Origin of the sequence: Actinoplanes philippinensis (assembly GCF_900113015.1) — a bacterium.
GTDB lineage: Bacteria > Actinomycetota > Actinomycetes > Mycobacteriales > Micromonosporaceae > Actinoplanes > Actinoplanes philippinensis.
The window spans coordinates 311,481-323,721 of the sequence record NZ_FONV01000013.1 but is presented as its reverse complement, the minus strand read 5'-3'; the positions used below and the strand labels follow the sequence as shown (position 1 = coordinate 323,721).

Below are 12,241 nucleotides of genomic sequence, written 5' to 3'. Positions count from 1 at the left end.
ACCTCGAAGGTCGAGCGAGCAGGGCGATGGCCCGACGGTCACCGGTGCACTCGAACCACCATCAGCTCGAGTGAGACAAGGGTGCACCAATGAGCAGAATGAGCCGCATCCGTCGAAGGCTGCCGCGTCTCACCGGTCCCCAGGCCGTGGTGATGTCGGTCGCCGGCGTCCTCTGCGGCGGCGCCGTGGCCACCGCGCTCACCGGGCGGACCGGGATCGCCACGGCGCTGCTCGCCCTGCTCGTCGGCACCGTCCTGGCCGGGCTGATGCTGCTGTTCCGGCGGCTCGCCCGGGTGCAGAAGGCGGGGCTCGCCGCCCAGCGCGACCTGCGGACCACCGTCGAGGAGATGCAGCGCCGCCTGGTCGCCGCGGTCGAACGGGAACGCCTCACCGCCGGTGACCGGCACCTCGAACTGGCCGAGGCCATCGCCCGGGTCAAGCAGGTCACCGACCGGAAGGCCGGCTCCGCCCAGGTGCTCGGCCTGCCCCGCGAGTTCGAGGCCACCGTGCAGCTCTTCCAGGGCTTCACCCCGCGGGCCCCGATGCCGTCGTCCGGCGACTTCGCGCTCAACCCGACCGATCTGCTCGAGTTGCTGCACCTGATCCGTACCCGGCAGCCCCGTCTCGTCCTGGAGCTGGGCAGCGGCACCTCGTCGGTGTGGATCGCCTACGCCCTGGAGAAGTCCGGCGGCCGGCTGGTCTCGCTGGACCATGACGGTGGTTACGCGGCGCGGACCCGCGCGGCGCTCGCGGCCCACGGCCTTTCCGAGATCGCTGTGGTACGGGACGCGCCGCTCACCCCGTGCGCCATCGACGGGCGCGACTACCCGTGGTACGACCCGGAGGCGCTCGCCGACCTGCACGACATCGACTTCGTCCTGATCGACGGACCGCCCGCAGCGACCGGGGCGGACGCCCGGTACCCGGCCATGCACATGATCGAGAAGCGGCTCGCCGACCGGGCCACCATCGTGTTCGACGACGCCGGACGCGCCGACGAGCAGGCCGCGATGGCCGCCTGGACCGAGCGGTTCACCGGCCTGACCCGAGAGGGCGAACTGCTCGGCCGGCACGCGGTGCTGGCGTTCGCCCGGCCGCCGGCGATGGCTGCCGCCCGCGCCTGATGACCGTCACCCTGCCCCGGCGCCGCAGCCGCCCGGCCCGGGGCACGGCGCCGCCCGCCCACCGGCCCGACATCGAGGGGCTGCGGGCCGTCGCGGTGCTGCTGGTCGTCCTGGCCCACGCCGGGGTGCCCGGGCTGGCCGGCGGTTTCGTCGGGGTCGACGTCTTCTTCGTGATCTCCGGCTTCCTGATCACCGGGCTGCTGCGCCGGGAGCACGCCGCGACCGGGCGGATCCGGCTGGCCCGGTTCTACGCACGGCGGGCGGTCCGCCTGCTGCCCCTGGCCACCCTGGTGATCGTGGTCACCCTGGCCGGGGCCTGGTATCTGGCGCCGCCGGTCCGGTTCAGCGGCTACGCCACCGACGCCCTGGCCGCCGCCACCTACACGATGAACGTGCGGCTCGACACGGCCGGGACCGACTACTTCGGCGATCCGGCGCCGTCGCCGTACCAGCACTTCTGGTCGCTCGCCGTGGAGGAGCAGTTCTACCTGCTGTGGCCGCTGCTGGTGGCCCGCGGCCGGTTCGGTCCGGCGCTGATGGCGGCGGTCGCGGTCGCCTCGTTCGCCTGGAGCCTGCACACCACGTCGTACTTCGGCGCCGCCGGCCGGGCCTGGGAGCTGGGCGCCGGCGCGCTGCTCGCGCTCGTCGTGGTGCGCCGCGACCGGCCGTGGCTCGGCTGGGCCGGTCTGGCGGCGATCGGCACGGCGGCCGTCCTCTTCGACGCGACGACCCGGTTCCCCGGGATCGCGGCGCTGCTGCCGGTCCTCGGCGCCGTGGCGGTCATCGCGGCCGGCGGCAACCGGCTCCTCGGCACCGGGCCGATGCGCTGGACCGGCCGCATGTCGTACGGCTGGTACCTATGGCACTGGCCGCTCCTGCTCGTCGCCCCGCCCGGCCCGGCCGCCCGGATCGCGGTCGCCGCCGCCGCGCTGGGGCTCGCCGTCGTCAGCCATCACCTGCTGGAGAATCCGGTGCGGCATCATCGCGTGTGGACCGTACGGCCCCGCCGGGGGATCCTCCTCGGACTCGGCCTCTCCGTCTCGGCCGCCGCCCTGGCCGGGTTCGGTGTCCTCCACCCGCCGGAGATCCCGGCCCGTGGCGTGGCGCCCGACGCCGGCCTGACCGTCGCCTCCGCCGGCAACCCGGCCGGCGCCCTCGAACGGATGCTCGGCACCGGTGTCACCGCCACCGACCTGCCCGGCAACCTGACCCCCGGCTTCGACGACGCGGCCCGGCAGCGGCTGGCGCCCCAGCTCGACGGCTGCCACGTCGGGCTCACCGGGCCGTTCCGGCCGAAGAGCGACTGCTCCTACACCACCGGCCGGCGCACCGTCGTCCTCTTCGGCGACTCGCACGCCCTGCAGTGGTTCCCCGCCCTGGAGTCGCTCGCCCGGCAGAACGGGTGGCGGCTCTACAGCTTCACGCGCAGCTCGTGCAGCCCCGCCCAGATCGCTCTCGACGAGCGCCGGGCTCGGGCCCGCTACCTGGCCTGCGACACGTGGCGGACCGAGGTGGTCGGCCGGATCAGCCGGATACGTCCCGATCTGCTGGTCGTCTCGTCCAGCGTCAACTACCGGCAGGTGCTCACCGGGCCGCCCGCCGATCCGGACGCCGTCTGGCAGACCGGTTGGGTCCGCACCCTGGCCACCCTGAAGCGGTTCGCCGCCCGGGTCACGATGATCGCCGACACGCCGTTCCTGACGGTCGCGCCCGCCGACTGCCTCAGCGTCAACTCCACAGCGATCTTCCGCTGCGCCGTGCCCCGCGCCGACGTGCTGCCCGAGCCCCGGTGGCGCGAACAGTTGCGGGCCATCTCGGTCGCCTCCGGCGTGCCGGTGATCGACCCGGTGCCGTGGCTGTGCACGGCGCGATGCCCGCTCGTCGTCGGGGACACGCTCGTCTACCGGGACAGCAACCATCTGACGGAGGCGTACGCCCGCCTGGTCGCCCCTCTCCTGAAGCCCCACCTGCGGTGACGTTCCCGGCCCGCCCGGAAGAGAGCGCGCCCCCGCCGTGGGGTGACGGCGGGGGCGCGCGTTTCGCGGTGCGGGGGCACCGCGCGGGCCGGGAGGGGGTTCCGGCCCGTGCCTGACAGGTCTCCCGGTCAGAAACCGAAGTCCTGCGTGTAGTAGGCGGTGCCGCTCGCGGTGTACGCGGCGCCCACACCCACCGTCTTGAACTTGCAGTTCAGGATGTTCGCGCGGTGTCCCGGGCTCGCCATCCAGGCCTGGACGACCTCGTTCGCCGACCGGTAGCCCCAGGCGATGTTCTCGCCGCCCGGCTTCTTGTAGCCGGCCGCCTTGACGCGCGCCGAGAAGCTCGACCCACCCGAGCCGGTGTGGCTGAACGTGCCGGTCTTCGCCATCCACACGCTGTGTGCGCGGGCGGCCCGGGTGATGCTCGCGTTGACCGTGACGGCGCCGCAGCCGTGCGACTTGCGCTGCACGTTCGTCAGCTTCGCGATGTCGGCCTGCAACGTCGCGACCGGTGTCGCTGCCTGGGCCGGCGTCGCGAGGAACATCACGGCGGCGGCGGGGGCGACGGCGGCCAGGGCGAGGCGGCGGAACATCGAGCGCAAGAGAGACCCTTCCGGAGTACGGCGCCCGGCTGCACCGCCGGGCTCACCGTTCTCTTCGGCCCGCTCTCATCCTGCTCGAATGCCGATCAGGTGCCTCCTCGTCGCCATCCGGTTGCCGCCCCGGCCGCTAGGCGCCGGCGGCCGGGAGCGGGGGCAGCACCTGGCCGGAAGCGGCGATGATCTCGCCGGTGATGGCCTCGCCGGTGGGCGCCGGGGGCGTCAGGAAGTCGTCGACGGCCTCGGCGTAGCGGGCGTGCGGATGGTTCTCGCGGACGAAGGCGAGGCCGCGTTCGCTCTGGGCCAGCAGCGCCGCCGGATCGCGGTGCAGACGGGTGGCCACGTCCGCCACCTCGCCGGCCGTGGCGTAGAGGGCCGCCGTGCCGAAGACCGCGGCGTGGTGGTGGGGGAGCACCGGGATGCAGCCGGCGGCCATCGCGATCAGGACTTCCGGGCAGGTCGCCGGGAGCCGCTCGTCGACGGGCAGGTGCAGGTAGAAGTCGAGCTGGTGCAGGAAGCCGCGGGTGTCCAGGTCGGACGGCCGGAAGACGAGCCAGCCGTGCGGGACGGCGGCGGCCGGCTCGTTGCGGTCCAGGACGCGGACGTCGAGGGCCGGTGACGTGGCGGCGCGCAGGCGCTGCCATTCGGCCGGGCCGCCCGCGCAGATGCGGCCGATCACCGGGCGGTCGGCGCGCGGGCCGGAGCGGTGCAGCCGCCAGCGCCGCAGGTCGACGGTGCCGGGCAGGTCGGTGGTGGTGAGCCGGGCGCTGAACGGGGCGTCGGCGAGGTCGGCGCGGGCGGCGGCGTCGGCGGGCGCCCAGTGCGGCTCGACGCCGAAGAGGCGGCGGGACTCGGCGGCGCAGTGCGCGGCCGCGGACGTCCACGACGGGTCGGCCGCGATCACGACCCGGGCGGCGCGGATGCCGGACGGGACGCCGGGCGCGAACCCGAGGACCTCCGGGTCGTGCACGAGGACCAGCCGGGCGTGCACGTCGTCGGTGAGGACCACCTGGTCGATCTCCCCGGCGTTGATCATCTGCTGGAGGGCCGGGTCCAGCCGGGCCGGATCGCCCGCGACGCTGCCGAGAGTGTCCAGGTGCAGGACGGCGACGGCACGGCCGGGCCCGGTGAGGGCGCGCAGGCGTTCGGCGACCGGCCAGGCGGTGTCGCCGTGGGCGTTCCAGTCGCCGGCCAGGATCACGTCGTAGGAGGCGCGGCGCAGCCCGGCGTCCCCGGCCAGGCCCCGGGGCGCGGCGAACGGCCGCTCCCGCGGCGAGCGTGGCCGTACGGCGGTCTCCGTGCCGGCGGCGACGCGGGCGTGCCAGGCTTGGAACGCCGACAGGTACGCGCGGCGTGCCGGATGCATCCAGCCGGGACCGATGTCGGCGCCGGACAGCGACCCCGTGGTGAGCCGGATCAGGGCGAGCGGCTCGTTCCCCAGGTGGCGGACCGCGGGCCGGCCGAACACCGCGCGCGCGCGTTCCACGTACTCCGCGTCGGCGCCCTTGCGGACCGGGTCGAGGTAGCCGAGCCGGTCGAGCGCGGCCTCCCGGCGGATCATCAGCGACGACAGGTTGTACGACCGGAACTCGGCGAACCCCGGCCGGGTGACCACCAGATCCTCGGTGACCCGGATGGCCGCCGAGGTGGTGGCGACGACGGCCGGGTCGGCGAGCAGCGGGGCGGCCTGGTGTTCCAGCCGCAGCGGGTGCGACCAGTCGTCGGAGTCCTGGAAGGTGACGAACTCGCCGCTGGCGATGTCGAGTCCGGCGTTGCGCGCCCGGTAGGTGCCGCCGTTGGCCGGGATCCGGATGACCCGTACCCGCGGGTCGAGGGAGGCCGCCCGGTCCAGGACGGACTCGTACCCCGCCGCGGACCCGTCGTCGACGACCAGGATCTCGTGGTTGGTCCAGCTCTGCGCCACCAGCGACCGGACCGCGGTGACGAGACCGGGCCCCGGCTGGTACGTGGTGACGATCGTGGTGATCCGGTGCGCCGAGCCGTGCCGGGGCGCCGGGTTCGACCGGATCCGGTCGAACCCGGTGACGTCGGCGGGCACCAGGGTCAGGCCGGGCGGCGCGAACAGCTCGGCGAACCGGTCCGGCCACTCGTCCTCGGTGGCCATGTCGACGGCGAGCGCCGCCCGGATCGGCTCCGGCACCGACGGGTAGTCGGCGAGCAGTTTCGCGACCCGCACCGGGTCACCGGCGGCGAACGCGATCTGCGCGTGCAGTCCCTGGTGGACGGGCGCGACCCCGGCCGGGCCGAAGGTGCGCAGCAGCGAGTCGAGCAGGGCCAGGCCGTCGCTCCGGTCGCCGGGATGCAGGTTCTGCAGGATGACGACCCGGGCGAGCTCGCCGAGCGCCCACGGGTCGGCGTCCGGGAAGAGCCGGCCCTCCCGCGCGGCGGCGACCAGCTCGTCGGCCGGGCGGCGGGCGGCGGCGTGCGCCAGCAGCGTACGGACCCCCGCCGACCGGGTGTGCAGGGCGGCCGTGGCGGGACCGGACGGCGCGACCGCGGTCAGGTTCCGCCAGTAGCGTTCCAGCAGGTCCGTCCCGTACGCCTCCGGTGTGGTGTGCTGCCTGCGCATGGCCCCCCTCGACTGTCTGGAGGATCAACGCGCCGGGGCGGGGGTGCGTGACGCCGGGTGTGCACGGTTCGTTGACCTGACCATGACCGCGACCGTTCACGACGTGGCGATCCTCTCGGACTTCCGCTATCCGGGCGGCACGTCGGCCAGCATCGCCGCGGAGGTCCGTGCCCAGGCGCGGGCCGGCCTGACCACCGTGCTCGTGCACGTGCGGTCGCCGCACCTGAAGCGGGACCGCCCCTTCCATCCGCTGATCACCGCGCTGATCCGGGACGGGTCGGCGTACCTGGCCGCGGAGGGCGAGGAGGTCTCCGCGAAGCTGCTGGTGGTCCGGCAGCCCCGGATCTTCACCGAGGATCTCGCGGCCCGCCCGCCGGTCCGGGCCGGGCGGGCCGTGATGGTGCTGAACCAGGCGCCCGGTGACGCCGGCGACCCGGCCCGCTACTACGACTTCGCCGCGGTCCGGGAGCGGGTGGAGGGCCTGTTCGGCGCCGGGATCGAGTGGGCGCCGATCAGTCCGCAGGTACGCGCCGAGGTGCTCCGCGCCGATCCGGCCGCGACCCTGACCGGCATCGACTGGCACGAGATCATCGACGGCTCGGAGTGGTGGCGGGAGCGCCCGGCCCGGACCGGGGCGCCGGTGGTCGGGCGGCACGGCCGGCCCGACCCGGTGAAGTGGCCGCGCACCCGTCAGGAGCTGCTGCAGGCGTACCCGGACTCGCCGGACGTCCGGGTGCGGGTGCTCGGCGGCGGCGAGCTGGCCGTCGAACGGCTCGGCCGGCAGCCGGCGAACTGGGAGCTGCTCGAGTTCGGCACGGTCGAGCCGGTGGACTTCCTGCACACGCTGGACTTCTTCGTCTACTTCCACGACCCGGACCTGATCGAGGCGTTCGGCCGGACGATCATGGAGGCGATGGCGGCCGGGGTCCCGGTGATCGTCGGCGAGCACTTCCGGCCGATCTTCTCCGACGCGGCGCTCTACACCACCCCGGCCGGTGTGCTGCCGCTGGTCCGCGAGCTGCACGCGAACCCGGACCGGTACCGGGCGGTGTCCCTGCGCGGGCGGGAGTTCATCGAGTCCCGGTACGGCTACCCGTCGCACCTGGCCCGGCTGGCCGCCCGCGGGATCCGCCCGGACGCCCCGCCGCCCCCGGCTCTGCCCGCGCCCCGTCCCGCCCCGCGCCGAGGGGTGCTGCTGGTCAGCGACAACGGCGTCGGCCTGGGCCACCTGTCGCGGCTGATGGCGATCGGCCGCCGGCTGCCGAAGGACACGCCCACCGTGGTCGCCACCCAGTCGCACGGCGCGATGGTCGCCCACCGGGAGGGTTTCCTCACCGAGTACATCCCGTCCCGCAGCGTGCTCGGCCTGCCCCGGCCCGCCTGGACCGAGCTGTTGCGCAGCCGCCTGGAGCACCTGATCGACCTGCACGGTCCGTCGATCGTGGCGGTGGACAGCGTCCCGCACGACGGCATCGTGGCCGCCGCCCGTGCCCGTCCGGAGATCACCTGGGTGTGGGTGCGCCGGCCGATGTGGCGCCGGGACACCGGGGCCGAGTGGATCGAGCGGCGGTCGGCGTTTCAGCACGTCCTGGAGCCGGGGGAGTTCGCGGCGGCGGCCGACGAGGGCCCGACCGTCGACGACCGGGACGGCGTGTTCCCGGTCCGGCCGATCACCTACCTGGACGCCGCCGAGCTGGTCGGCGCCGAGGAGGCCCGGGCCGCCCTGGACCTGGCGCCCGGCCGCCCGGCGGCTCTGCTGCAGCTCGGCGCCGGGAACATCAACGACATCTCGTCGCCGGCCGCCCGGATCGCGCGGCACCTGCGCGGCGCCGGGTTCCAGGTGGTGCTGGCCGAGTCGGCGATCGCCTGCGAGCCGATGCCCCCGGTGCCCGGCGCGCACGTGGTCCGGGTCTACCCGATCAGTCGATATCTGCGCGGATTCGACCTGGTGGTGAGCGCGTCGGGTTACAACTCGTTCCATGAGCTGATCGCGTTCGGGATCCCGTCGGTGTTCGTGCCGAACCGGGAGACCGCGCTCGACGATCAGGTCAGCCGGGCCCGGTTCGCCGCGGCCGCGGGCGCCGCGCTGATCGTCGAGGACCCGGACGGCGACGACCTGGACCGGGTGCTGGCCCGGGCGGTGCGGGCCGAGGTCCGTGACGGCCTGCGGCGGCGCTGCGCGGAGGTGGCCCCCGGCAACGGCGCCGCCGACGCCGCGGCCTGGCTGACCGCTCTCACGTGAGGAGGACGTGATGCCCGACGACGACATGCAGTCCCTGGTCGTACGGCTGCGCACGATCGAGCAGGAGCGGGACGCGTGGCGGTCCCGCTGCGCCGGCCTGGCCTCCGAACGCGACGAGGAACGGGAGGCGGCCCGGCGGCTGCGGGGCAGTGGGTCGTACCGGCTGGGCCGTGGCCTGGTGCGGCTGGCCCGCGACCCGCTGCGGCTGATGCGCCGGAGGGGCCGCGGCCCGGCGACGCCGCGCCGCCGGACGGTCAAGCGCCCGCCGCAGGCCCGCCTGTACGTGGCGATCGGCCTCGACCTGGACCGGCTGCGCGAGTTCACCGGGACGGTCCGCCGCCGGTTGCTGGTCGAGCCGGACCACCGCGCCGTGATCCTCACCGACAACCCGGAGTTCTCGCTGCTGCGCGGGTCCGGGGTGATCCTGGAGTACCTGCCGGACCGGGCCACCTGGGAGCGGCACCGCCCGGACCGGCCGTGGGACGTGGTGCTCTCCGAGCGGCTGTCCCGGCTGTTCGCCGAGCACGACGCGACCGACGTGGTCTTCGTCGACCCGGAACGGCCGCCGACCCTGCCGGAGATGCTGGACACAACCCCGCCGGGGCGCACGTCGTTGCAGCAGTCATGACGGCTCAAACCGTGACGATCCCGGCGGCTCGTTCCCCGGAGACGCCGGAACGGCCGGACAACCCACGCCTGTGGGGGCACATCGCCCGCCGCTGCGTGCTCGTCCCGGCGATCGTCCTGACCCCGCTGCTGGCCGTCGCGCCGTCCCGCGACCACCGGTTCAACGTCTACTGGCACGGCGGCATGTTCCGCGACGACCCGGCCGCGATCGTCTCGCACACCATCGCCAGCGGCGACGCCTACCTGCGGCTCGGCAACTTCCGGCCGCTCGGCCGGATGCTGGAGAAGAGCCTCGACCTGCTCGCCTTCACCGGCATGCAGCAGCTCGGCCTGCCCGCCACGGTGATGCTGCGGGCCGTCTCGATCCTCGCGGCGATCGCCCTCACCCTGGCCGTCGTCGTCCTCGCCGAGAGCGTCCTGAACCGCGGCCGGCTGATCGGCGGCACCCCGTCGGCGGTGGCGCTGCTCCTGCCGTACGCGGTCGGCGCCGGATTCGTCGCGGCCGGCCAGGACAGCACCGTCATCCTCTTCGGTGGCCTCTACTTCAGCACCGCCGCCGTGGTCCTGCTGGTCGCCGCCGCGGCCTGCCGGCTCGACCGGCTCCGCTGGTGGAACGGCGTGCTCGCGGTCACCGCCGGCGCCGGCCTGGCGGTCTTCAACGAGCCCGCCTACTTCGCCGTCCCGCTCGCCACGGCCGCGGTGCTGATCCGTGGCCGGTTCGTGCTCGGGCTGGGGCCGCGGCGGCTGCTCGCGTCGCCCGGAGCGCGGTTCGCCGGACTGCTCTGGGCCGGTTTCCTGCCGGTCTTCGCCGCGGTCCGGTGGATCATCCGCGGGTTCTGCGCCGACGGCGGCTGCTATCAGGGGTCCGACCTGGTCGTCGACGGGCGCACGATCCTGCTGCTGCCGGTCCGGATGACGGCCTGGCTGCCGCCGCTGCAGTGGCGGGCTGCCACCGACGCCACCACCGGGGCGTGGCTGCGCGGCGTGGTTCCGGTCGTGGTGTTCGTGCTGCTGGCAGTGCTTGCGGTGCGTACCCGGAAGGTGGTGGGGGAAGCCGCACGCCCGGCGAACCGGGCCCTGACCGGCCTCGCCGCCCTCGCCCTCGTGATCGTCGCCTGCGGCGCCCTGCTCGCCACCCTGAGCGTCGCCGTCCGGGTCGCGATGAGCGGCGCGCAACTCTGGGAGCAGGGCTGGCGTGACTCGGCGCTGACCGTGCCCGGCGGGATGCTGCTCGCCGTCGCGCTGCTGCTGCTCGCCGGCCGTCGCGCCCCGGCCGTCCTGCTGGCCGCCCTGGTGCTGTGCGGCGCCGTGTCGGCCACCGCGAACCGTGCCTACGCCGACGCCACCACCACGCTGAAGACCGCCCAGCTGGACAACCGGATCGCCGCGGCGATGGGCGGCTTCGAGCGGTCGAAGGCCGGCAACAGCCGCCGCTGCGCCCTGCTCGACGAGGCGCTGCAGACCAACCAGCACAAACCGTTCCTGCAGCACCGCTACACCGATTCGCTGGACGTGGCCGCCCGAACCCTGGCTGGCGTGCCGTTCTGCGACCGGGCGGTGGCCCGGTGATCTCGGTGGTCGCGCCGATCTACAACGAGGGGCCGGGTGTCGAACGGTTCACCGCCCGCCTCACCGAGGTGCTCCAGGCCGCCTCCCTCGACTACGAGCTGGTCCTCGTCGACGACGGCTCGGCCGACGACTCGTGGTCCCGGATCGCCCGGCAGGCGCTCGTCGACCCGCGGGTCCGCGGCCTGCGGCTGTCCCGCAACTTCGGCAAGGAGGCCGCCCTGCTGGCCGGTCTCGAACACGCCGCCGGCGACGCGGTCGTGATCATCGACTCCGACCTGCAGCACCCGCCGACGGCCATCCCGGCGATGGTCCGGCGCTGGCAGGAGGGCGCCCAGGTGGTCGAGGCGGTCAAACGCAACCGCACCGGCCAGTCGCTCGGCAACCGGCTCGGATCCAAGCTGTTCAACCGCACGTTCACCCGGTTCACCGGTGTCGACCTGGTCGACGCCACCGACTTCCGGCTGCTCGGCCGCCCGGCCGTCGACGCGCTGCGCCGCATGCCCGAGCACTCGTCGTTCTTCCGCGGCACCAGCAGCTGGATCGGGTTCACCCGGGCCACCGTCGAGATCGACATCGACCACCGCGAGGGCGGCGCGTCCCGCTGGACCGTCCGCGGCCTGTGCCGCCTCGCCGTCAACGGCCTGACGTCGTTCACCTCGGCGCCGTTGCACATGGTGACACTCGCCGGGTTCGGCTTCGCCGTGTTCGCCGTCGTCCTCGGCATCCAGACGCTGGTCCGCTGGATGAGCGGCGGCTCGGTGGCCGGCTTCACCACCGTCATCCTGCTACTGCTGGTGACCGGAACGTTCGTCCTCATCGGCCTCGGCGTGATCGGTGAGTACCTCGCCCGGATCCACGAGGAGGTCCGCGGCCGCCCCCGCTACCTGGTCCAGGAGCGCGCCGAGTCCACCGTCTCCGACCGCTGGGTGGTCGAACAGCGTGCCGAACGCTGAGTCCTTCGCCCGGATAGCCCGATACGGCGTGAGTGGCGTGCTCAGCGCACTCACCCATTTCACCGTCGGCCTGGCCGCCAACGTGCTGCTCGGACTGCCGGCGGTCCTCGCGTCGTCCCTCGGCTTCGCCGCCAGCATCGCCGTTTCCTACGTGCTGCAACGCACGTGGGTCTTCCGCTCCGGCACGGCACACACGGTCACCGGGCCGCGGTTCCTCACCGTCACGGCCGCGGCCTTCGGCCTCAACGCGGCCGTCCTGTGGGCCGGGGTCTCCCTGCTCGGCGGCCCGTTTCCGGTGGTCCAGGCGGTGGCGATCCTGCTGATCCCGGTTCTCAACTACCTGCTGCATTCCCGGTGGACCTTCACCTGATGCGGTACGGCCCACGCAGGGCGACCGTGGCTGTCCGCGCGAGGTGACTGCCCGCTCCCGGCCTCCACCGCGCCCGCCGGGCCGAATGCGGTGGTCACCGTTCCCGCGCGTCGACGTCCGTGGTCCGGCTCACCGGTCCACGCCGCTGTCCCGCCCGGAACAGGCCGCTTGGCGGTCAGCGGCGTACCGGA

The 12,241-nt window shown here is 74.3% G+C and carries 9 protein-coding genes; 7 read left to right on the top strand and 2 right to left on the bottom strand.

The features are described from left to right. Positions 1–89 precede the first annotated feature (89 nt). Complete coding sequence (locus BM290_RS33705; protein ID WP_093619959.1) at positions 90–1,124, top strand: class I SAM-dependent methyltransferase; 1,035 nt, start codon at positions 90–92, stop codon at positions 1,122–1,124. Further along, positions 1,124–3,100 (top strand): acyltransferase family protein, encoded by a 1,977-nt coding sequence (locus tag BM290_RS33700; protein ID WP_093619958.1) that lies wholly within the window; start codon positions 1,124–1,126, stop codon positions 3,098–3,100. The genes BM290_RS33705 and BM290_RS33700 overlap by 1 nt, the downstream gene beginning before the upstream one ends. 128 nt (positions 3,101–3,228) lie before the next feature. Here BM290_RS33700 and BM290_RS33695 read toward each other — a convergent pair whose 3' ends face one another. After that, entirely contained in the window at positions 3,229–3,693 is a 465-nt protein-coding gene (locus BM290_RS33695; protein WP_093619957.1) for a CAP domain-containing protein, read from the bottom strand. Positions 3,694–3,829: 136 nt separating this feature from the next. Beyond that, the gene (locus BM290_RS33690) at positions 3,830–6,289 is read right to left on the bottom strand and encodes a glycosyltransferase family A protein (RefSeq protein ID WP_093619956.1); all 2,460 of its coding nucleotides are present in this window, start codon (positions 6,287–6,289) and stop codon (positions 3,830–3,832) included. Positions 6,290–6,371: 82 nt separating this feature from the next. On the opposite strand from BM290_RS33690, the gene BM290_RS33685 reads away from it, so the two are divergent. From BM290_RS33685 to BM290_RS33665, 5 genes are read left to right on the top strand one after another with little or no spacing between them, the layout of a single operon-like run. After that, positions 6,372–8,531 (top strand): glycosyltransferase, encoded by a 2,160-nt coding sequence (locus BM290_RS33685; RefSeq protein ID WP_093619955.1) that lies wholly within the window; start codon positions 6,372–6,374, stop codon positions 8,529–8,531. Positions 8,532–8,541: 10 nt separating this feature from the next. Continuing rightward, on the top strand, positions 8,542–9,159 hold the full coding sequence (locus tag BM290_RS33680) for a hypothetical protein (RefSeq protein WP_093619954.1): 618 nt from the start codon (positions 8,542–8,544) through the stop codon (positions 9,157–9,159). Next, positions 9,156–10,727, top strand: a complete 1,572-nt coding sequence (locus BM290_RS33675; RefSeq protein WP_143134024.1) for a hypothetical protein — start codon at positions 9,156–9,158, stop codon at positions 10,725–10,727. The genes BM290_RS33680 and BM290_RS33675 overlap by 4 nt, the downstream gene beginning before the upstream one ends. After that, a complete protein-coding gene (locus tag BM290_RS33670) occupies positions 10,724–11,680 on the top strand; it encodes a glycosyltransferase family 2 protein (RefSeq protein ID WP_239143819.1) in 957 nt (318 codons plus the stop codon). Before BM290_RS33675 ends, BM290_RS33670 begins: the two co-directional genes overlap by 4 nt. Then, positions 11,667–12,050 carry a GtrA family protein gene (locus BM290_RS33665; RefSeq protein ID WP_093619952.1) on the top strand — a complete coding sequence of 128 codons (384 nt, stop codon included), beginning with the start codon at positions 11,667–11,669 and terminating at the stop codon, positions 12,048–12,050. The genes BM290_RS33670 and BM290_RS33665 overlap by 14 nt, the downstream gene beginning before the upstream one ends. The last annotated feature ends 191 nt before the right edge of the window (positions 12,051–12,241 follow it).